Annotated in this window: 16 protein-coding genes; 13 read left to right on the forward strand and 3 right to left on the reverse strand. The window is 53.9% G+C overall.

The window, feature by feature from the left end:
- Positions 1-160: 160 nt before the first annotated feature.
- Positions 161-919, forward strand: coding sequence for an ankyrin repeat domain-containing protein (locus ACOJUO_RS04965; protein WP_422139114.1), 759 nt, complete (start codon positions 161-163; stop codon positions 917-919).
- A 198-nt stretch (positions 920-1,117) separates the two neighbouring features.
- Here the strand turns inward: ACOJUO_RS04965 and ACOJUO_RS04970 are convergent, their stop codons facing one another.
- The gene (locus ACOJUO_RS04970; protein WP_422139115.1) at positions 1,118-1,402 is read right to left on the reverse strand and encodes a BrnA antitoxin family protein; all 285 of its coding nucleotides are present in this window, start codon (positions 1,400-1,402) and stop codon (positions 1,118-1,120) included.
- Between the two features lie 301 nt (positions 1,403-1,703).
- On the opposite strand from ACOJUO_RS04970, the gene ACOJUO_RS04975 reads away from it, so the two are divergent.
- The gene (locus ACOJUO_RS04975) at positions 1,704-2,951 is read left to right on the forward strand and encodes an ankyrin repeat domain-containing protein (RefSeq protein WP_422139116.1); all 1,248 of its coding nucleotides are present in this window, start codon (positions 1,704-1,706) and stop codon (positions 2,949-2,951) included.
- Positions 2,952-3,149: 198 nt separating this feature from the next.
- Here the strand turns inward: ACOJUO_RS04975 and ACOJUO_RS04980 are convergent, their stop codons facing one another.
- Complete coding sequence (locus ACOJUO_RS04980) at positions 3,150-3,398, reverse strand: BrnA antitoxin family protein (RefSeq protein WP_422135630.1); 249 nt, start codon at positions 3,396-3,398, stop codon at positions 3,150-3,152.
- Between the two features lie 19 nt (positions 3,399-3,417).
- A complete protein-coding gene (locus ACOJUO_RS04985; protein WP_422139117.1) occupies positions 3,418-3,672 on the reverse strand; it encodes a BrnT family toxin in 255 nt (84 codons plus the stop codon).
- Positions 3,673-3,729: 57 nt separating this feature from the next.
- On the opposite strand from ACOJUO_RS04985, the gene ACOJUO_RS04990 reads away from it, so the two are divergent.
- The 11 genes from ACOJUO_RS04990 (at position 3,730) to ACOJUO_RS05040 (ending at position 21,601) form a co-directional block, all read left to right on the forward strand.
- Positions 3,730-5,775, forward strand: a complete 2,046-nt coding sequence (locus ACOJUO_RS04990) for an ankyrin repeat domain-containing protein (RefSeq protein WP_422139118.1) — start codon at positions 3,730-3,732, stop codon at positions 5,773-5,775.
- A 174-nt stretch (positions 5,776-5,949) separates the two neighbouring features.
- The gene (locus ACOJUO_RS04995; RefSeq protein ID WP_422139119.1) at positions 5,950-7,101 is read left to right on the forward strand and encodes an ankyrin repeat domain-containing protein; all 1,152 of its coding nucleotides are present in this window, start codon (positions 5,950-5,952) and stop codon (positions 7,099-7,101) included.
- A gap of 187 nt (positions 7,102-7,288) precedes the next feature.
- Positions 7,289-8,680 (forward strand): ankyrin repeat domain-containing protein, encoded by a 1,392-nt coding sequence (locus ACOJUO_RS05000; protein WP_422139120.1) that lies wholly within the window; start codon positions 7,289-7,291, stop codon positions 8,678-8,680.
- Between the two features lie 135 nt (positions 8,681-8,815).
- Positions 8,816-11,701 carry an ankyrin repeat domain-containing protein gene (locus ACOJUO_RS05005; protein WP_422139121.1) on the forward strand — a complete coding sequence of 962 codons (2,886 nt, stop codon included), beginning with the start codon at positions 8,816-8,818 and terminating at the stop codon, positions 11,699-11,701.
- A gap of 163 nt (positions 11,702-11,864) precedes the next feature.
- Complete coding sequence (locus tag ACOJUO_RS05010) at positions 11,865-13,118, forward strand: ankyrin repeat domain-containing protein (protein ID WP_422139122.1); 1,254 nt, start codon at positions 11,865-11,867, stop codon at positions 13,116-13,118.
- A 159-nt stretch (positions 13,119-13,277) separates the two neighbouring features.
- Positions 13,278-14,273 (forward strand): ankyrin repeat domain-containing protein, encoded by a 996-nt coding sequence (locus ACOJUO_RS05015; protein ID WP_422139123.1) that lies wholly within the window; start codon positions 13,278-13,280, stop codon positions 14,271-14,273.
- A gap of 147 nt (positions 14,274-14,420) precedes the next feature.
- Positions 14,421-15,722: an ankyrin repeat domain-containing protein gene (locus ACOJUO_RS05020; protein ID WP_422135638.1), complete on the forward strand. Its 1,302-nt coding sequence runs from the start codon at positions 14,421-14,423 to the stop codon at positions 15,720-15,722.
- Between the two features lie 147 nt (positions 15,723-15,869).
- Positions 15,870-17,201, forward strand: coding sequence for an ankyrin repeat domain-containing protein (locus ACOJUO_RS05025; RefSeq protein WP_422139124.1), 1,332 nt, complete (start codon positions 15,870-15,872; stop codon positions 17,199-17,201).
- A gap of 117 nt (positions 17,202-17,318) precedes the next feature.
- Positions 17,319-18,614: an ankyrin repeat domain-containing protein gene (locus ACOJUO_RS05030; protein ID WP_422139125.1), complete on the forward strand. Its 1,296-nt coding sequence runs from the start codon at positions 17,319-17,321 to the stop codon at positions 18,612-18,614.
- 147 nt (positions 18,615-18,761) lie between these two features.
- Positions 18,762-20,057: an ankyrin repeat domain-containing protein gene (locus ACOJUO_RS05035; RefSeq protein WP_422139126.1), complete on the forward strand. Its 1,296-nt coding sequence runs from the start codon at positions 18,762-18,764 to the stop codon at positions 20,055-20,057.
- Between the two features lie 146 nt (positions 20,058-20,203).
- Positions 20,204-21,601: an ankyrin repeat domain-containing protein gene (locus ACOJUO_RS05040; RefSeq protein ID WP_422139127.1), complete on the forward strand. Its 1,398-nt coding sequence runs from the start codon at positions 20,204-20,206 to the stop codon at positions 21,599-21,601.
- Positions 21,602-21,666 lie beyond the last annotated feature (65 nt).

Below are 21,666 nucleotides of genomic sequence, written 5' to 3' on the forward strand. Positions count from 1 at the left end.
AAGGCTCAAATCTCCATGCTCATCACGGGAGTTAGAAAGCACGATTGGTATTATTTAGCCACAGCGGACTTTATAGTCACACAATTGAACTTTTGTACTGCTCTTATGTCTAACCAACACTGCATTATTGACTGACACAGATGTTCTACTTATGGATGGCATGGCTCGCACTCTTCTTCCCATGGAAACTGACGTAACGTCGGAGCCCGATGTATGTCCTATTTGTTTGGCTAATTTCCATGGCCGCGATGTGGCGCCAGTAGACGTCAAAACCCAATGTCTAACCCAGTGTGGCCACCGCTTCCATCTGGACTGTATTTCGAAACAATTCATTTTTGAACCGATCGGCTCACGCCGATGCGCGATGTGTCGGGAATGCCCGATGCCTGTGGTGAATCAGAAGACCAGTGAATCCCACCCAGATACATTTTTCCCCGATCAGGTGTTTTATGATGCCTGTTATGACGGGGATTTGATTCAGGTGGAGAGGTCACTGGCAGCAGGAGTCTGTGTCAACGCCGTTATGACTGATGATTTCACTGCCCTGATCGTAGCATCCAGTGAGGGGCACATAGACGTCGTCGAACGTTTGATAAAAGACGGGGCGGACGTCAATGTTGCCCGGGCCACGGATGGCGCCACCTCGCTGTTCTACGCTGCACAAGAAAATAACACCGACATTGGGAAACTCCTGATCGACTCCGGGGCGAATCTCAACACCCCCAGGACTTCGGATGGCGCCACCCCGCTGTTCTTCGCTGCACAAGAGAATAACAGCGACTTTGTGACACTCATGATCGAAGCTGGAGCGGATCTCAACGCCGCCAGGACTTCGGATGGCACTACCCCGCTGTCCATCGCAACCAAGATGGGCAATAGCGACTGCGTGGAACTCCTGACCAACGCCGGGGCAAGGTAAGGACGGGAAAGCAAGAAAGGCCTTGTGCTATTCAGTAAAGCTCGACACCCGCCTTCTGGCCCTGCTCCACGCCGAGCAGGATCAGGAAGAACTCTGTGTCAGCCAGTTGAATCGATTTCTGATTGCCAGAGCCCGAGAAGTGGCGTTTCGGCTGGCTGGGGATCTGGTGAAACCAAAGCAGGAGGAGACTGCAAGCTGTCACCCTGAATGCCTGACCACATATTCACGCAAAGCTTCATCCATACGGGTCTGCCAGCCTTTGCCAGTGGCGCGGAAAAATTCAACCACCTCGGGTGACAGCCGGATAGAAATCCGCTCCTTGGTCTGTTCGGCCTTGGGTCGCCCCACTGGTCGTAGTTGTTTGAACTCCTCGTCAGTAAGTTCATATGTGTCAGGATCAGCGGCAATGCCTGCATTGATAGCCGCATCTTCTTCGTCGGTGCGCAGCTCAAGCCAGCGCCCTGATTTAGTCTTGATTTGCATAAGTTCGTACCTCTCGTTTATTGGCTTTTCGCAGGGAAATAATGCGGCGCTTTGAGCGATGTACTCACTCAACTAAGAAGTGACGTCAACAATCGGGAAGAGCCCGACTCCCCGCTTCTGGCCCTGCTAGATGTTAAGCAGGATCAGGTCACTTTCAGCTTGGACTGAAGCAAATGGCATACTTAATCTCTTAAGGTTTTGCTTTCACCGTCCGGATTAGCCACAGCAAACTTTGATTGACACATAAATGAACTAACATGCTTTTTTGTATCTAACCCGCATTACATATTGACCAACACAGATGTTCTACTTATATGTGGCGTTGTTCGCTACCTTCTCTCCTTTGACACTGAAGGCCGATCACTGTCCCATTTGTTTGGCTGACTTTCATGGCCGAAGTGCCGCACCTGTAGTCGTCAAAACTCAATGTTGCGGCAACCTCTTCGATCTGGACTGTATATCGAGGTGTTTTGTTGATCAGCCCATTGGCTCACGTCGGTGCGCAATGTGTCGGCAAAACCCGATGCCTGTGGTAAATCAGAACACCAGTGAATCTCACCCGGATACATTTTTCCCCGATCGTACGTTTTATAGTGCCTGTTTAGACGGGGATTTGAATCAGGTGGAGAGGTCTCTGGCACAAGGGGTCAATGTCAATGCCGCTATGATTGCTGACTTCACTCCCTTGATGTTGGCATCCAACAGAGGGCACACAGATATCGTCGAACGCCTGATCAACGCTGGGGCGAACCTTGGCGCTGCCCGCTCGAATGGTGCCACCGCACTGTTCCTCGCTACTGAGTACGGTAATACCGACTGCGTGAAACGCCTGATCGAAGCCGGGGCGGATCTCAACGTCCAGACTAAGATTGGTGCCACGCCGCTGTTCATCGCTGCTGTGTACGGTAATACCGACTGCGTGAAACTCCTGATCAACGCCGGGGTGGAGCTCAACGCCCGGGCTAAGAATGGCGCCACCCCTTTGTTCATCGCTGCCAAAAAAAATAACACCGAATGCGTGCAATTCCTGATCAACGCCGAGGCGGATCTCAACGCCCGCACTGATACTGGCGCCAGCCCGCTGTACGTTGCCGCTGCGAAAGGCAATACCGACTGCGTGAAACTCCTGATCAATGCCGGAGCGGATCTCAACGCCCAGACCAAGGACGGCGGCACCCCGCTGTTCATGGCTGCACAAGAAAATCACGCCGACTGTGTGAAACTCCTGATGGAAGCCGGGGCGGATCTCAACGCTGCCCTGCTGAATGGCGCCACCGCCTTGTACGTTGCTGCTGCCAAAGGTAACACCGAATGCGTGCAACTCCTGATCAACGCCGGGGCGGATCTCAACGCCGTCTGGATCGAGCATGGTGCCACCCCATTGCACATCGCTGCACTTGAAAATAACACCGATATTGTGAGACTACTGATCGACGCTGGGGCGGATCTCAACGCACAAACAGGGAGTGGCGCTACCCCGCTGACCATCGCAACCAAGATGGGCAATAGCGACTGCGTGGAACTCCTGACCAAAGCCGGGGCAAAGTAAGGACGGGAAAGCAAGAAAGGCCTTGTGCTATTCAGTAAAGCTGGACACCCGCCTTCTGGCCCTGCTCCACGCCGAGCAGGATCAGGAAGAACTCTGTGTCAGCCAGTTGAATCGATTTCTGATTGCCAGAGCCCGAGAAGTGGCGTTTCGGCTGGCTGGGGATCTGGTGAAACCAAAGCAGGAGGAGACTGCAAGCTGTCACCCTGAATGCCTGACCACATATTCACGCAAAGCTTCATCCATACGGGTCTGCCAGCCTTTGCCAGTGGCGCGGAAAAATTCAACCACCTCGGGTGACAGCCGGATAGAAATCCGCTCCTTGGTCTGTTCGGCCTTGGGTCGCCCCACTGGTCGTAGTTGTTTGAACTCCTCGTCAGTAAGTTCATATGTGTCAGGATCAGCGGCAATGCCTGCATTGATGGCTGCCTCTTCTTCGTCGGTGTTCATCTGGATCCACCGACCGGATTTAGTCTTGATTCGCATAAGCAGTTTTCTCCCGGTTATTAGCTTTTCGAAGGGAAATAATACGTCGCGTCTCACCACGATCGGTGTACACCACGCAATAAAGTCGCTCACCCCAGAGGGCAAAACCAACCATGCGCTGCTCTCCATAGTCAAAGCGTTGGTCTTTCCATGCACAGAGTGTATCCCACTCCAAGCGCTCTGCCTCAGTTTTGCTTTCACCGTCCGGTTTAGCCACAGCAAACTTTGATTGACACATAAATGAACTAACATGCTTTTTTTGTATCTAACCCGCATTACATATTGACCAACACAGATGTTCTACTTATATGTGGCGTTGTTCGCTACTCTCTCCCCATATACAGTCAAGGCCGATCAGTGTCCTATTTGTTTGACTTACTTTCATGGCCGAAGTGTCACGCCTGTGGTCGTCAAAACCGGATGTTGTGGCCACCTCTTCGATCTGGACTGTATTTCGAAGTGTTTTGTCGATCAGCCCATCGGCTCAAGACGGTGCGCAATGTGTCGGCAAGACCCGATGCCTGTGTTGAATCTGGACACCGGTGTATCTCACCCGGATGCATTCTTCCCCGATCTGACGTTTTTTCGTGCCTGTTTTGAAGGGGATTTGGATGTGGTGGAGAAGTCACTGGCAGAAGGAGTCAATGTCAATGCCCATGACATTACGAATGATGATTACACCCCCTTAATGATGGCATCCATCGGGGGGCATATGGCGGTCGCCGAATGCCTGATCAACGCCGGGGCGGATCTCAACACCAGCTTGCCGGATGGCGCCACCTCGCTGCTCATCGCTGCCCAGAATGGCAATACTGACTGTGTGAGACTCCTGATTGAAGCCGGGGCGGATCTCGACGCCGTCTTGTCGGGTGGCTTCACTCCACTATTCATCGCAGCCGAGATGGGCAATACCGACTGCGTGAAAGCCCTGATCGACGCCGGGGCGGATCTCAATGCCCGGAATAAGGATGGCGCCACCTCGCTGCTCATCGCTGCCCAGAACAACAATATTGACTGCGTGAAACTCCTGATTGAAGCCGGGGCGGATCTTGACGCCGCCTTGTCGGATGGCTCCACTCCTCTGTTCATCGCAGCTGCGAAAGGCAATACCGACTGCGTGAAACGCCTGATCGAAGCCAAGGCAAAACTCAATGCCCTGACTCAAGATGGCGCTACCCCGCTGCTCATCGCTATACAAGAAAATAACACCGCCTGCGTAAAACTCCTGTGCAACGCCGGGGCGGATCCCAACGCCCCAGCTAACGATGGCACCACCCCGCTGTACATCGCTGCTGCAAAAGGCTATACCGATTGCCTGAAAGCCCTGATCGAAGCCAAGGCAGACCCCAACGTCAGGGCAAAGGAAGACAGCACTCCGCTGATCATTGCTGCTGCGAGAGGTCATATCGACTGCCTGAAAGCTCTGATCGAAGCAGGGGCGGATCTCAACGCACAAAATAAGGAGGGCGTCACCCCGCTGTTCATCGCTGCACAGGAAAATCACATCGACTGCGTGAAACTCCTGATCAACGACGGAGCGGATCCCAACACTATACTGTCGAATGGCTGCACTCCGCTGATCAGCTCTGCTGCGATGGGCTACAGCGACTGCGTAAAGCTCCTGATCAACGCTGGGGCGGATCTCGAAGCCAGCTTGTCAGATGGTGCCACCCCGCTGTACATCGCAGCCCAGAATGGCAATACCGACTGTGTGGAATCCCTGATCGAAGCCAAGGCTGACCTCAACGCCAGGAATAAGGAAGGCTGCACCCCGCTGCTGATCGCTGCTGCGAATGGCCATACTGACTGCGTGGAACTCCTGATCAATGCCGGGGCAGATCTCAACACCCAGACCAAGGATGGCGGCACCCCGCTGTTTTTGGCTGCACAAGAAAATCACGCCGACTGTGTGAAACGCCTGATCGAAGCCGGGGCGGACCTCAACATCCGGACTAAGGTTGGCGCCACCCCGCTGTTAATCGCTGCCAAGGAAAATAACATAGACTCCCTGAAACTCCTGATCGAAGCTGAGGCAGATCTCGACGCCAGGACTGAGGATGGCAGAACCCCCCTATTCATTGCAGCCGAGATGGGCAATAGCGACTCCGTGGAGCGCTTGGTCAACGCCGGGGCCGATCTCGACGCCCGAAGGACTGAGGATGGTGCGACTCCGCTTTTAATCGCCGCTGAGGAGGGTAATACCGAGGGTCTGAAACTCCTGATCAGGGCCGAGGCAGATATCAACGCCGCCTTGTCGAATGGCACCACCCCACTTGCCATCGCAACCGAGATGGGCAATACCAACTGCGTGGAACTCCTGACCAACGCCGGGGCAAGATAAGGAGGGGAAAACAAGAAAGGCCTTGTGCTATCGAGTAAACAAAACTTTCAGGTGTTCCGATCTTCTGAGTTTTTGAAATAGGTGATTATCTGGCCACAGCAAACTTTGATAGCCAGATAAATGAACTAAAATGCTTTTTTGCATCCAACCCACACTGCTTATTGACCAACACAGATGTTCTACTTATATGTGACATTGCTCGCTACCCTCACCCCATGGGCACTGAAGGCCGATCACTGTCCCATTTGTTTGGCTAACTTCCATGACCGAAGTGGAGCGCCTGTGGTCGTTAAAACCCAATGTTGTGGTCACCGCTTCGATCTGGACTGCCTTTCGATGTGCTTTGTTCATCAGCCCATCGGCGCACGCCGATGCGCGATGTGTCGGCAAAACCCGATGCCTGTGGTGAATCAGAACACCAGTGAATCTCACCCGGATACATTCTTCCCCGATTGGAGGTTTTATCTTGCCTGTTTTAACGGGGATCTGGATCAGCTAGAGAGGTCACTGGCAGAAGGAGTCAATGTCAATGCCTTTAGGACTGATGATTTCACAGCCTTGATGTTAGCATGCCACAGTGGACATACGGATGTCGTCGTACGCCTGATCAACACGGGAGCAAACCACGACGCTGCCCGTTCTAATGGTGCCACCGCTCTGTTCATCGCTGCTGAGTTCGGTAATACCGAGTGCGTGAAACGCCTGATCAACGCCGGGGCAGATATCAACGCCCGGACCAGGTCTGGCGCCACGCCGCTGCACGTTGCTGCTGCGAAAGGCCATACCGACTGTGTGAAACTCCTGATCAATGCCAGGGCGGATATCAACGCGCAAACTGAGCATGGCGCCACCCCGTTGTTCATTGCTACACAAGAAAATAACACCGACTGCGTTAAAATACTGATCAATGCCAGAGCGGATCTCAACGCTTTCAGGATCAGGGATGGCACCACCCCGCTGTACATCGCCACCCTGAGTAATAGCATCGAGTGCGTGAAACTCTTCATCAACGCCGGGGCAGATATCAACGCCCGGTCCAGGAAAGGCATCACACCGCTGCACGTTGCTGCTGCGTTAGGCAATACCGACTGCCTGAAACTCCTGATCAACGCCGGGGCGGACCTCAACGCCCGGAATAAAGATGGCGCCACCCCGCTGTACATGGCAGCGCAGAATGGCAATACCGGCTGCCTGAAAATCCTGATCGAAGCCGGAGCGGATCTCAACGCCGCCAAGATTACGACTGGTGCTACCCCTCTGTTCATCGCAGCTCAGAATGACCATACCGAGTGCCTGAAACTCCTGACCAACGCCGGGGCAAAGTAGGAAACAGTGGCGGTCAGAGAAACAAAAGAAAGATCTTGTGCTCTCCAGTAAATACACCTTTCAGGTGTTCCCATCTCCTGAGTTTTTGAAGCAGGTGATTATCTGGCCACAGCAAACTTTGATAGCCGAATAAATGAACTAACATGCTTTTTTGCATCCAACCCACACTGCTTATTGACCAACACAGATGTTCTACTTATATGCGGCATTGTTCGTTGCCCTTTCCCCATGGACACTCAAGGCCGATCACTGTCCTATTTGTTTGGCTAACTTCCATGACCGAAGTGGAGCGCCTGTGATCGTTAAAACCCAATGTTGTGGTCAACGCTTCGATCTGGACTGTCTTTCGATGTGCTTTTTTGATCAGCCCATCGGCGCACGCCGGTGCGCGATGTGTCGGCAAAACCCGATGCCTGTGGTGAATCAGAACACCAGTGAATCTCACCCGGATACATTCTTCCCCGATCAGACGTTTTATCTTGCCTGTTTTAACGGGGATCTGGAACAGGTGGAGAGGTCACTGGCAGAAGGAGTCAATGTCAATGCTGTTATGATTGGTGGCTTCACTGCCTTGATATTGGCATCCCTCTGGGGGCATACGGAAGTCGTCGAACACCTGATCAACGCTGGGGCGAACCCCGACACTGCCAATACCCTTTCGAATAATGCCACCGCACTGATCATCGCTGCTGATTGTGGTAATACCCTCTGCGTGAAAAGCCTGATCAACGCAGGGGCGAATCTCAACGCCCGGACTGGCGGCGGAGCCACCCCGCTATTCATGGCTGCTCAACAAAATAACATCGACAGCCTGAAAATCCTGATCGAAGCCGGGGTGGATCTCAACGCCCAGACTGAGGATGGCGCCTCCCCGCTCTTCGCCGCTGCTGCGCGAGGTAATACCGAATGCCTGAAACTCCTGATCGACGCCGGGGCGGATCTCAACGCCCTGACTAAGGGTGGCGCTACCCCGCTCTTCATCGCAGCCCAAAGGGGCAATAACGTCTGCATGAAACTCCTGATCGACGCCGGGGCGGATCTCAACGTCCAGACTGAGGATGGCGTTACCCCGGTGTTTATCGCTGCCCAAAAAAATAACATCGACAGCCTGAAAATCCTGATTGCAGCCGAGGCAGATATCAACGCCGTGACCAAGAGTGGTGCCAACCCTGCGTTCATCGCTGCCCAGAACGGCAATACCGACTGCCTGATAATCCTGATCGAAGCCGGGGCAGATCAAAACGCCGCCACGATTACGTATGGTGCCACCCCTCTGTTCACGGCAGCCCAGAACGGCAATACTGACTGCCTGAGAATCCTGATCAACGCCGGGGCGAATCTCAATGCCCGGGTCGAGGATGGTGTCACCTCGCTATACATTGCAGCCGGGTTGGGCAACACCGACTGCGTGAAACTCCTGATCCGGGCCGGGGCGAATCTCAACGCAGCCCTGCCGGATGGCACCACCCCACTTGGCATCGCAACCAAGATGGGCAATACCGATTGCGTGAAGCTCCTGACCGACGCCGGGGCAGAGTTCGGAACAGAGGCAGAGAAGGAAACAAATGAAAGACGTTGATTTGTTCAGTAAACACAGCTCTCAGGGGTTCCTATCTTGCGGGTTGTTGAAATAGGTGATTATCTGCCTACTGCAAATTTAATAACTACCCGATTGAACTATCATATTTTTCCTGTGTCCAAACTGCATTGCTTATTGACTGATATAGATGTTCTACTTATGGACGGCATTGCTCACCCCCCTGTCCCCGGGGATAGTGAAGTACCAGAGGAGGCACATCCCTGTCCTATTTGTTTGACCCATTTTCATGGTCGTGTTATAGCGCCCGTGGTGGTCAAAACCCGATGTTGTGGCCACCTCTTCGATCTGGACTGTATTTCGAAGTGTTTTGTCGATCAGCCCATCGGCTCACGGCGGTGCGCAATGTGCCGACAAGACCCGATGCCTGTGTTGAATCTGAACACCGGGGAGTCTCACCCGGATACGTTTTTCCCTGATCCGACGTTTTTTCGTGCCTGTTTTGAAGGGGATTTGGATCAGGTGGAAAGAACTCTGGCAGGAGGAATCAATGTCAATGTCCATTACATTGCGTATGATGATTTCACTGCCTTGATGATGGCATCCATGAGTGGGCATATGGCGATCGTCGAATGCCTGATCAACGCCGGAGCCAATCTCAACGCCGTCGCTAAGAGCGGTCTTACCGCAGTGATCATAGCTGCACAAAAAAATAACACTGCCTGCCTGAAAAGACTGCTCGAAGCCAAGGCGGATAGCAACGCCCGAACTTCCCATGGCGCCACCGCGTTGTTCATCGCTGCTTCGAAAGGCAATACCGAGTCCGTGAAAGCTCTGATCGAAGCCAAGGCGAATCTCGACACCCAGTCCAGGCAGGGCGCCACCCCGCTGCTCATCGCTGCTTCGAAAGGCAATACCGAGTGCGTGAAAGCCCTCATCAAAGCCGGGGCGGATCTCAACGCCGGGACTAAGGATGGTGCTACCCCGCTGCTTCTGGCAGCCCAGAACGGCAATACCGAATGCCTGAAACTCCTGATCGAAGCCAAGGCAGACCTCAACGTCCGAACTAAAGATGGTAACACCCCGCTGCTCATGGCAGTCGAGATGGGCAATACCGAGTGCGTGAAACTCCTGATTGAAGCCGGGGCAGATCTTGACGCCGCCCTGCTGGATGGCACCTCTCCGCTGCTCATGGCAGTCGAGATGGGCAATATCGACTGCGTGAAACTCCTGATCGAAGCCGGGGCAAATCTTGACGCTGCCCTGCCGGATGGCACCACCCCGCTGCTCATCGCAGCCGAGATGGGCAATACCGAGTGCATGAAACTCCTGATCGAAGGCGGGGCGGATCTCAATGCCCGGACCAAGGGTGGCGCCACCCCGCTGCTCATGGCTGCACAGGAAAATCACGCCGAATGCGTGAAACTCCTGATCGAAGCCAAGGCGGACCTCAACGCCAGGACTAAGGATGGCAGCACCCCGCTTGTCATCGCTGCTGCGAATGGCCATACCGCTTGCGTGAAAGCCCTGCTCAACGCCGGGGTTGATATCAACACTCGTAATGAAGATGGCACCGGCCCACTGTTCATCGCTGCTGCGAATGGCCATACCGATTGCGTGAAAGCCCTGATCGAAGCCAAGGCAGACCTCAACGCCAGGGCTAAGGATGACTTCACCCCACTGATCGTTGCTACTGCGAAAGGCCATCCCGACTGCGTGGAAGCCCTGATCGAAGCCAAGGCAGATCTCAATGCCAGGACTAAGGATGGTGACATCACTGCGCTTTTCATTGCGGCACAGGAAAATCAAATCGACTGTTTGAAACTCCTGATCAAGGCCGGGGCGAATCTCAATGCCCGCTTCAAAGATGGTGCCAACCCGCTCTACATTGCGGCCGAGATGGGCAATACCGCCTGCGTGAAAGCCCTGATCGAAGCCAAGGCGGATCTCAACGCCAAGACTGAGGATGGCGTCACCCCGCTTTTCATTGCGGTACAAAAAAATCACACCGAGTGCGTGAAACTCCTGCTCGACGCCGGGGCAGAGCCTGACGTCCGGACTGAGGATGGCACCACCCCGCTGTTCATCGCTGCTGCGAAAGGCCATACCACTTGCGTAAAAGCCCTGCTCAAAGCCAAGGCAGACCCCGACGCCCGGAACAAGGATGACAGCACCCCGCTAATCATTGCTGCTGCGAGAGGTCATAGCGACTGTGTGAAAACCCTGATCGAAGCCAAGGCGGATCTCAACGCGCGAAATAAGCATGGCGTCACCCCGCTGTTCATCGCTGCACAAGAAAATCACATCGACAGCTTGAAACTCCTGATCAACGACGGAGCGGATCCCAACGTCATCTTGTCGAGTGGCTGCACTCCGCTGTTCAGCGCTGCTGCAGGAGGCCATAGCGAATGCGTAAAACTCCTGATCGAAGCCGGGGCGGACCTCAACGCCCGCATCAAAGATGGTTCTACTCCGCTATACATCGCAGCCCAGAAAGGCAATACCGACTGCGCGAAACTCCTGATCAACGCCGGGGCGGACCTCAACGCCCAGAATAAGGATGGCGCCACCGCGCTGTTCATCGCTGCCCAGGAAAATCACCCCGACTGCGTGAAACTCCTGGCCGACGCCAAGGCAGGTCTCAACCCCCGAACCAAGGATGACGCCACCCCGTTGTTCATCGCTGCCCTGAACAATAACGTCGACTGCCTGAAAATTCTGATCGAAGCCGGGGCGGATCTCAACGCCCGGATCAAGAATGGCGCCACCCCGCTGCACGCCGCTGTTGCACAAGACAATACCGACTGCGTGGAACTCCTGATCAACGCCGGGGCCGATCTCGACGCCCGAAGGACTGAGGATGGTGCGACCCCGCTGTTCATCGCAGCCCGCAAAGGCAATAGCGAGTGTATGAAACTCCTGATCAGGGCCGAGGTAGATATCAACGCTGCCTTGTCGGATGGCACCACCCCACTGGCCATTGCAACCGTGATGGGCAATACCGACTGCGAGAAACTCCTGATCAACGCCGGGGCAGGGCAGGGAACAAAACAAAAGCGTTAGTTATCCGGTAAACACGGCTCTCAGGTGTTCTCATCTTCGGAGTTTTTGAAACAGGTGATTATTTAGTTAGCCACAGCAAACTTTATAGCCATAGAACTGAACTATTTAACTGTTTTTGTATCCAACCTTAAGCACTTATTGACTGGCACACGATGCTCTATTTATGGATAGCGTTGCTCGCACCTCGGCCCCCGGGAATCCTGTCGAACCGTCGGGGGTCGACAAATGCCCTATTTGTTTGACTGGTTTTCATGGCCGTAAAGCAGCGCCTGTGGTCCTCAAAACCCGTTGTTGTGGCCATCACTTCGATCTGGACTGTATTTCGAAGTGTTTTGTTGATCAGCCCATTGGCTCACGTCGATGCGCGATGTGTCGGCAAGACCCGATGCCTCTGCTGGATCTGAACACCGGTGAATCACACCCGGATACATTTTTCCCCGATCAGGCGTTTTATGATGCCTGTTATGACGGGGATTTCGATCAGGTAGTGAGATCACTGGCAGAAGGCGTCAATGTCAATGCCGTAAAGCATGATGATTACACTGCCTTGATGATGGCATCCGACGGGGGGTACGAAGCTATCGTCGAACGCCTGATCAACGCCGGGGCGAATCTCAACGCCACCTGTGAGGTGGGTGCCACTGCACTGTTATTCGCTGCCCGGGAAAATCACACCGACTGCGTGGAACTCCTGACCAAAGCCGGTGCGAATCCAAACATACAAACTAAAAATGGTGCAACCCCGCTGTACATCACTGCCCTGAAAAATAACGCAGACTGCATGAAAATCCTGATCGAAGCCAAGGCAGATCTCAACGCCCGGACTGAGGGTGGCATCACTGCGCTGTTCATCGCCGCCCAGGAAAATAGCACCCACTGCATGCAAATCCTGATCGAAGCCGGGGCGGATCTCAACGCCCGGACTGAGGCTGGCGCCACCCCGCTGTTCATCGCAGCCGAGATGGGCCATAGCGACTGCGTGAAAGCCCTGATCGAAGCCGGGGCGGATGTCAAAGCGCAGGCTGAGGATGGTGCCACCCCACTGTTCATGGCAGCACAGAATGGCAATACTGACTGCCTGAAACGCCTGATCAATGCCGGGGCGGATATCAACACTGTCTTGTCGGATGGTGCCACCCCGCTGTCCATCGCTGCAGAGAATGGCCATACCGAGTGCCTGAAACTCCTGATCGAAGCCGGGGCGAATCTCGACACCACCTTGCCGGATGGCGCCACCCCACTGTTAATCGCAGCCGAGATGGGCAATACCGACTGCGTGAAAGCCCTGATCGAAGCCGGGGCTGACATCAAGGCCAGGACTAAGGATGGCAGCACCCCACTGTCCATCGCTGCGCAGAATGACAATACCGACTGCGAAAAACTCCTGATCAACGCTGGGGCAAGGCAGGGAACATAGGCAAGGAAGGGAACAAAAGAAAGGCGTTATGTTATCCGGTAAACACGGCTCTCAGGTGTTCTCATTTTCCGAGTTTTTGATATAGCCATATAGCTGAACCATCGTAATTTTTTTATGTCTGGTTTGTATAACTCATTAAATAACACGAAAACTCTACTTATGGATGCTATTGCTCCCTCCCCTCTCTCCATGGGCGTTGAATTGACGTCGGAAGCCGATGTCTGTTCTATTTGTCACGGTGAGTTCCATGGCCGCAATGTGGTGCCTGTGAACCTCAACCCCAAATGTCAAACCCACTGTGGCCACTACTTCCATCTGGACTGCATTACGGGGCAATTTGTTGATGAGCCCATAGGCTCACGCCGCTGCAAGCTTTGCCGACAAAATCCGATCCCGTTGTTGAATATAAACACCGGTAAATCTTACCCGGATAAATTTTTCCCCGATCAGATGTTCCGTAGTGCCTGTTGTTCCGGGGATTTGCAACAGGTGCAGAAGCTGCTGGCAGAAGGAGTCTATATCAATGCCGTTATGAATGCTGGTTTCACAGCCTTGATGATTGCATCCAGTGAGGGGGTCACAGACCTCGCCGAACTCCTGATTAGACACGGGGCGGACGTCAACGCCGCTCGGGCTGAGGATGGCGTTACCGCGCTGTTCTTCGCTGCAAAAAACAATGACATTGACATTACGAGACTCCTGATCGGTGCCGGGGCGGATCTCAACACCCCCCGGACTTCGGATGGCGCCACCCCGCTGGCCATCGCAGTCCAGGAGGGCTGCACCGAGTGCGCGAGACTCCTGATCTACGCCGGGGCGGATATCAACGCAGCCTTGTCCAGTGGCATGACCCTGCTGTACATCGCAGCCCTGAGAGGCAATACCGACTGCGTGGAACTCCTGCTCAACGCCGGGCTGGATCCCAACGATGCTTCGTCGATTGGCATCACCCCGCTGTACATCGCAGCCCTGAAAGGCAATACCGACTGCGTGAAACGCCTGATCAATGCCGGTGCGGATCTCAACGCCCGGACCAGGAATGGCTCCACCCCGCTGTCCATCGCAACCAGAATGGGCAATACCGACTGCGTAAAAGTCCTTATCGCGACCGGGAAAAGCCAGGAAGCAAAAGAAAGGCGCGGTGTTCTCCAGTAAACACAGCTTTCAGGTGTTTCCATCTCCTGAGTTCTGAAATGCGTGATGATTTAGCCGCAGCAAACTCAACAGCCATAAAACTGAACTATCGTACTTTTTTTGTGTCTAATTTGTATAACTTACTTGAGTATCATGGAGGCTCTACTTATGGATGCCATTGATCTTAATCACCCCCCACTCCCCATCACCACTGAATCAACGTCGGAGGCACATAAATGTGATATTTGTTTCGGTGAGTTCCATGGCCGCGATGTGGCGCCTGCGCAACACAACCCTAAATGTAAAAGCCACTGCGGCCACATCTTCCATCTGGACTGTCTTACGATGCTATCTGTTCATAAGCCCATAGGCTCACGCAGCTGCGGGTATTGCCGAGGAAAGCCGTTCCCTGTGTTGGATACGGAAACCGGTAAATCTTACCCGGAAGAGTTTTTCCCCGACCGGGTGTTTTTAACTGCCTGCTTGACTGGGAATGTGGATCAGGTGAAGAAGTCACTGGCAGCAGGAGTCTATGTCGACGCCGTTGTGGGTAATGGTCTCAATCCCTTGTTGATTGCATCCGCTGAGGGGCACACAGAATTAGCCAAAGTCCTGATTAACAACGGGGCGGACGTCAACGCCGCTATGGCTGAGACAGGCGTTACACCGCTGTTCTCCGCTGCGCTATACAATCGCACCGACATTGTGAGACTGTTGATCAATAACGGGGCGAAGCTCGACATCCCCGAGACTAAGGATGGCCACACCCCGCTGTCCATAGCGACCCAGGTGGGCTCTATCGACTCAGTGAGATTCTTGCTCATCGCCGAGGCGAATCCCAACGTCGTCTTGTCGTCTGGCTGCACCCTGCTCAACATTGCAGTCAAGAAGGGCTCTACCGACTCCGTGAGACTCTTGCTCCTCGCCAAAGCGGATGTCAACGCCCGGAATGAGGATGGCGTCACCCCGCTGTTCTTCGCTGCACAAAACAATCTCACCGAAATTGCGAAACTCCTGATCAACGCCGGGGCAAATCTCAACCCCCCCCGGACTTCGGATGGCGCCACCCCACTGGCCTTGGCAGCCCAGCAGGGCTCTGGCGGCTGCGTGAAACTCCTGCTCGACAGAGGGGTGAATCCCAACACCGCCTTGTTGAATGGCGTCACTCCGCTTTTCGCCGCAGCCCTTAAAGGCAGGATCGACTGCGTGCAACTCCTGCTAGAGAAAGGGCCGGATCTCAACGCCCGGACTAAATACGGCGCCACTGCGCTGTTCGTAGCCGCTGAGGGAGGCCATACCGAATGTTTGAAACGCCTGATCCAGGCCGGGGCAGATATCAACGCTGCCTTGCCGGATGGCACCACCCCGCTGTCCATCGCAACCAGGATGGGCCATACCGAGTGCGTGGAAGCCCTTAACGAGGCCGAGAGAAGCAGGGGAACAGAAGAAGGGCTCTGCATCATCCTGTAAAAACAGCTTTCAGGTGTTTCCATCTCCTGAGTTCTGAAATGCGTGATGATTCAGCCACAGTAAACTCAACAGCCATAAGACTGAACTATCGTACTTTTTTTGTGTCTAATTTGTATAACTTACTTGAATATCATGGAGGCTCTAATTATGGATGCCATTGATCTTAATCACCTCCCTCTCCCCATCACCACTGAATTAACGTCGGAGGCACATAAATGTGATATTTGTTTCGGTGAGTTCCATGGCCGCGATGTGACGCCTGCGCAACACAACCCTAAATGTGAAAGCCACTGCGGCCACATCTTCCATCTGGACTGTCTTACGATGCTATCTGTTCATAAGCCCATAGGCTCACGCAGCTGCGCGTATTGCCGAGGAAACCCGTTCCCTGTGTTGGATACGGAAACCGGTAAATCTTACCCGGACGAGTTTTTCCCCGACCAGGTATTTTTACGTGCCTGCTGGAATGGGAATGTGGATGGGGTGAAGAAGTCACTGGCAGCAGGAGTCTATGTCGACGCCGTTATGAGTCATGGTTTCAATCCCTTGTTGATTGCATCCACTGAGGGGCACACAGAATTAGCCAAGGTCCTGATTAACAACGGGGCGGACGTCAACGCCGCTATGGCTGAAACAGGCGTTACACCGCTGTTCTTCGCTGCTCAAAACAATCACACCGACATTGTGAACCTGCTGATCAGTAAGGAGGCGAAGCTCGACATCCCCGAGACTAATGCTGGCCACACCCCGCTGTCCATAGCGACCCAGGTGGGCTCTATCGACCCAGTAAGATTCTTGCTCATCGCCGGGGCGAATCCCAACGTCGTCTTGTCGTCTGGCTACACCCTGCTCAGCATTGCAGTCCTGAAGGGCTCTACCGACTCCGTGAGACTCTTGCTCCTCGCCAAAGCGGATGTCAACGCCCGGAATGAGGATGGCGCCACCCCGCTGTTCTTCGCTGCAGAAAAAAATCTCACCGAAATTGCGAAACTCCTGATCGACAACGGGGCAAATCTCAACACCCCCCGGACTTCGGATGGCGCCACCCCGCTGGCCATCGCAGCCCAAGAGGGCTCTGGCGGCTGCGTAAAACTCCTGCTCGACAAAGGGGTGAATCCCAACACCGCCTCGTTGAATGGCGTCACTCCGCTGTGCGCCGCAGCCCTTAAAGGCAGGATCGACTGCTTGCAACTCCTGCTAGAGAAAGGGCCGGATCTCGACGCCCGGACTGAATACGGCACCACTGCGCTGTTCGTAGCTGCCAGGGGAGGCCATACCGAATGTTTGAAACGCCTGATCGGGGCTGGGGCAGATATCAACGCCGCCTTGCCGGATGGCACCACCCCACTGTCCGTCGCAACCAGGATGGGCCATACCGAGTGCGTGGAAGCCCTTAACGAGGCCGAGACAAGTTGGGGAACAGTAGAAGGGCTCTGCGTCATCCTGTACACACGGCTTTCAGGTGTTTTCATCCCCTGAGTTTTGCAATGCGTGATGATTCAGCCACAGCAAACTTAACAGCCATAAAACTGAACTATCGTACTTTTTTTGTGTCTAAATTTGTATAACTCATTAAATTACACGGGGGTTTTACTTATGAATACAATTAGTCTTTCTGCTCTCACCATGAGCACTGAAGTAACTTCGGAGGCCGATGAATGTAATATTTGTTTCGTTGAGTTCCGTGGTCGAGATGTCACGCCTGTGGAAGACGACCCCGAATGTAAAACCCACTGTGGCCATCTCTTCCATCTGAAATGTCTTACGAGGCTATTTTATGGTATGCCCATAGGCTCACGCAGCTGCGCGTATTGCCGAGGAAAGCCGTTCCCTGTGTTGAATATGAAGACCGGCAAATCTTACCCGGATAAGTTTTTCCCCGATAAGAGGTTTTATGATGTCTGTCTTCACGGGGACTTGAATCAGGTGACGAAGTCACTGGCAGAAGGAGTCTATGTCGATGCCGTTATGAAGGGTGATTTCAATGCCTTGTTGATTGCATCCACTGAGGGGCACACAGAATTAGCCAAGGTCCTGATTAACAACGGGGCGGACGTCAACGCCGCTATGGCTGAAACAGGCGTTACACCGCTATTCTTCGCTGCTCAAAACAATCACACCGACATTGTGAAACTGCTGATCAATAAGGGGGCGAAGCTCGACACCCCCGAGACTAAGAATGGCCACACCCCGCTGTCCGTAGCGACCCAGGTGGGCTCTATCGACTCAGTGAGATTCTTGCTCATCGCCGAGGCGAATCCCAACGTCGTCTTGTCGTCTGGCCACACCCTGCTCAGCATTGCAGTCCAGAAGGGCTCTACCGACTCCGTGAGACTCTTGCTCCTCGCCAAAGCGGATGTCAACGCCCGGAATGAGGATGGCGCCACCCCGCTGTTCTTCGCTGCACAAAAAAATCTCACCGAAATTGCGAAACTCCTGATCAACGCCGGGGCAAATCTCAACACCCCCCGGACTTCGGATGGTGCCACCCCACTGGCCTTGGCAGCCCAGCATGGCTTTACCGACTTCGTGAAACTCCTGCTCGACAGAGGGGTGAATCCCAACACCGCCTTGTCGAATGGCGTCACTCCGCTTTACGCCGCAGCCCTTAAAGGCAGGATCGACTGCGTGCAACTCCTGCTAGAGAAAGGGCCGGATCTCAACGCCCGGACTAAATACGGCACCACTGCGCTGTTCGTAGCCGCTGAGGGAGGCCATACCGAATGTTTGAAACGCCTGATCCGGGCCGGGGCAGATATCAACGCCGCCTTGCCGGATGGCACCACCCCGCGGTCCATCGCAACCAGGATGGGCCATACCGACTGCGTAAAAGTCCTTATCGAGACCGAGAAAAGCAAAGAAGCAAAAGAAAAGCGCGATGTTCTCCAGTAAACACAGCTTTCAGGTGTTTCCATCCCCTGAGCTCTGCAATGCGTGATGATTCAGCCACAGCAAACTCAATAGCCATAAAACTGAACTATCGTACTTTTTTAGTGTCTAAATTTGTATAACTCATTAAATTACACGGGGGTTTTACTTATGAATACAATTAGTCTTTCTGCTCTCACCATGAGCACTGAAGTAACTTCAGAGGCCGATGAATGTAATATTTGTTTCGTTGAGTTCCGTGGTCGAGATGTCACGCCTGTGGAAGACGACCCCGAATGTAAAACCCACTGTGGCCATCTCTTCCATCTGAAATGTCTTACGAGGCTATTTTATGGTATGCCCATAGGCTCACGCAGCTGCGCGTATTGCCGAGGAAAGCCGTTCCCTGTGTTGAATATGAAAACCGGCAAATCTTACCCGGATAAGTTTTTCCCCGATAAGAGGTTTTATGATGTCTGTCTTCACGGGGACTTGAATCAGGTGACGAAGTCACTGGCAGAAGGAGTCTATGTCGATGCCGTTATGAAGGGTGATTTCAATGCCTTGTTGATGGCATCCGGTGAGGGGCACACAACCCTCGCCGAAGTCCTGATTAACCAAGGGGCGGACATCAACGCCGCTATGGCTGAGGATGGCGTTACCCCGCTGTTCTTCGCTGCACAACAAAATCACACCGATATTTTGAAACTCCTGATCAATAAGGGGGCGAAACTCGATTCCCCCCGGACTACGGATGGCTACACCCCGCTGTCCATGGCAGTCCAGCAGGGCTCTAACGACTCCGTGCGACTCTTGCTCATCGCCGGGGCGAATCCCAACGCCGTCTTGTCCTGTGGCATGACCCCGCTGCACATCGCAGCACAGAAAGGCAATATCGAATGCGTGAACCTCTTGCTCATCTACGGGGCGGATATCAACGCCCGGAATGAGAATGGCGTCACCCCGCTGTTCTTCGCTGCACAAAAAAATCACACCGAAATTGCGAAACTCCTGATCGACGACGGGGCAAATCTCACCCCCCCCCGGACTTCGGATGGCGCCACCCCGCTGACCATGGCAGCCCAGCAGGGCTCTGGCGGCTGCGTGAAACTCCTGCTCGACAAAGGGGTGAATCCCAACACTGCCTTGTTGAATGGCGTCACTCCGCTGTACGCCGCAGCCCTTAAAGGCAGGATCGACTGCGTGCAACTCCTGCTCGAGAAAGGGCCAGATCTCGATGCCCGGACTGAACGCGGCACCACTGCGCTGTTCGTAGCTGTAGAGGGAGGCCATACCGAATGTTTAGAACTCCTGCTCAACGCTGGGGCAGATCCCAACGCCGCCTTGCCAGATGGCAGCACACCGCTGTCCATCGCGACCAGGATGGGCCATACCGAGTGCGTGGAAGCCCTTAATGAGGCCGAGAGAAGCAGGGGAACAGAAGAAGGGCTCTGCATCATCCTGTAAAAACAGCTTTCAGGTGTTTTTATACCCTGGGTTTTGCAATGCGTGATTATTTAGCCACAAAAAACTTTGTAGCCATAAAACTGAACTATCTACTTTTTTTTTGTCTAATTCGTATAACTTACTTTAATAACATGAAGGTTCTACTTGTGGATGCCATTACTCTTAATCACCCCCCTCTCCCCACCAGCACTGAATTAACGTCGGAGCCCGATAAATGTGATATTTGTTTTGCTGAGTTCCATGGCCGCAATGTGGCGCCTGCGCAACACAACCCTAAATGTAAAAGCCACTGCGGCCACATCTTCCATCTGGACTGTCTTACGATGCTATCTGTTCATAAGCCCATAGGCTCACGCAGCTGCGCGTATTGCCGAGGAAACCCGTTCCCTGCGTTGGATACGGAAACCGGTAAATCTTACCCGGACGAGTTTTTTCCCGACCAGGCGTTTTCTCGTGCCTGCTGGAATGGGGATGTGGATGAGGTGAAGAAGTCACTGGCAGCAGGAGTCTATGTCAATGCCGTTATGAGTTATGATTTCAATCCCTTGTTGATTGCATCCGCTGAGGGGCACACAGAATTAGCCGAAGTCCTGATTAACAACGGGGCGAACGTCAACGCCACTATGGCTGAGAGAGGCGTTACATCACTGTTCTTCGCTGCGCAAAACAATCACACCGACATTGTGGAACTGCTGATCAGTAAGGGGGCGAAACTCGACCTCCCCCAGACTAAGGATGGCCACACCCCGCTGTCCATGGCGGCCCAGACGGGCTCTATTGACTCCGTGAGACTCTTGATCAGCGCCGGGGCGAATCCCAACGCCGTCTTGTCCTCTGGCATGACCCCGCTGCACATCGCAGCACAGAATGGCAATATCGAATGCGTGAAGCTCTTTCTCACCTACGGGGCGGATATCAACGCCCGGAATGAGAATGGCGTCACCCCGCTGTTCTTCGCTGCACAAAAAAATCACACCGAAATTGCGAAACTCCTGATCGACAACGGGACAAATCTCAACACCCCCCGGACTTCGGATGGCGCCACCCCGCTGTCCATGGCAGCCCAGCAGGGCTCTGGCGGCTGCGTGAAACTCCTGCTCGACAAAGGGGTGAATCCCAACACCGCCTTGTTGAATGGCGTCACTCCACTGTACGCCGCAGCCCTCAGAGGCAAGACCGACTGCGTGCAACTCCTGCTCGAGAAAGAGCCGGATCTCGACGCCCGGACTGAACACGGCACCACTGCGCTGTTCGTAGCTGCTGACGGAGGCCATACCGAATGTTTGGAACTCCTGCTCAACGCTGGGGCAGATCCCAACGCCGCTCTCTCGGATGGCTTCGCCCCGCTGTTCGTCGCAGTCTTCAAACGCAGAAGCAAGTGCGTACAGCTCCTGCTCGAGAAAGGAGCGGATCCGGACGCTGCTCTGACCAATGGCGCCACCCCGCTGAACGTCGCAACCATGATGGGCCATTTCGACTGCGTGGAAGCCATTAACGAGGCTAAGACAAGAAGAACAGAAGAAGGACTCTGCATCATCCTGTAAACACGGCTTTCAAGTGTTTTCATCCCCTGAGTTTTGCAATGCGTGATGATTTAGCCACAAAAAAC

It is taken from the genome of Endozoicomonas sp. ALC020, assembly GCF_049275935.1.
In the GTDB taxonomy this organism is placed as follows: domain Bacteria; phylum Pseudomonadota; class Gammaproteobacteria; order Pseudomonadales; family Endozoicomonadaceae; genus Endozoicomonas_A.

What these genes read in the sequence shown, in the direction of transcription:
- ACOJUO_RS05010 (WP_422139122.1), top strand. Translation starts at nt 11,865, where the DNA reads ATGGATAGCGTTGCTCGCACCTCGGCCCCCGGGAATCCTGTCGAACCG.
- ACOJUO_RS04985 (WP_422139117.1), bottom strand. Translation starts at nt 3,672, where the DNA reads ATGTGTCAATCAAAGTTTGCTGTGGCTAAACCGGACGGTGAAAGCAAA.
- ACOJUO_RS04965 (WP_422139114.1), top strand. Translation starts at nt 161, where the DNA reads ATGGCTCGCACTCTTCTTCCCATGGAAACTGACGTAACGTCGGAGCCC.
- ACOJUO_RS04995 (WP_422139119.1), top strand. Translation starts at nt 5,950, where the DNA reads ATGTTCTACTTATATGTGACATTGCTCGCTACCCTCACCCCATGGGCA.
- ACOJUO_RS04990 (WP_422139118.1), top strand. Translation starts at nt 3,730, where the DNA reads ATGTTCTACTTATATGTGGCGTTGTTCGCTACTCTCTCCCCATATACA.
- ACOJUO_RS05035 (WP_422139126.1), top strand. Translation starts at nt 18,762, where the DNA reads ATGAATACAATTAGTCTTTCTGCTCTCACCATGAGCACTGAAGTAACT.
- ACOJUO_RS05030 (WP_422139125.1), top strand. Translation starts at nt 17,319, where the DNA reads ATGAATACAATTAGTCTTTCTGCTCTCACCATGAGCACTGAAGTAACT.
- ACOJUO_RS05025 (WP_422139124.1), top strand. Translation starts at nt 15,870, where the DNA reads ATGGATGCCATTGATCTTAATCACCTCCCTCTCCCCATCACCACTGAA.
- ACOJUO_RS04980 (WP_422135630.1), bottom strand. Translation starts at nt 3,398, where the DNA reads ATGAACACCGACGAAGAAGAGGCAGCCATCAATGCAGGCATTGCCGCT.
- ACOJUO_RS05000 (WP_422139120.1), top strand. Translation starts at nt 7,289, where the DNA reads ATGTTCTACTTATATGCGGCATTGTTCGTTGCCCTTTCCCCATGGACA.
- ACOJUO_RS05015 (WP_422139123.1), top strand. Translation starts at nt 13,278, where the DNA reads ATGGATGCTATTGCTCCCTCCCCTCTCTCCATGGGCGTTGAATTGACG.
- ACOJUO_RS04970 (WP_422139115.1), bottom strand. Translation starts at nt 1,402, where the DNA reads ATGCAAATCAAGACTAAATCAGGGCGCTGGCTTGAGCTGCGCACCGAC.
- ACOJUO_RS04975 (WP_422139116.1), top strand. Translation starts at nt 1,704, where the DNA reads ATGTTCTACTTATATGTGGCGTTGTTCGCTACCTTCTCTCCTTTGACA.
- ACOJUO_RS05020 (WP_422135638.1), top strand. Translation starts at nt 14,421, where the DNA reads ATGGATGCCATTGATCTTAATCACCCCCCACTCCCCATCACCACTGAA.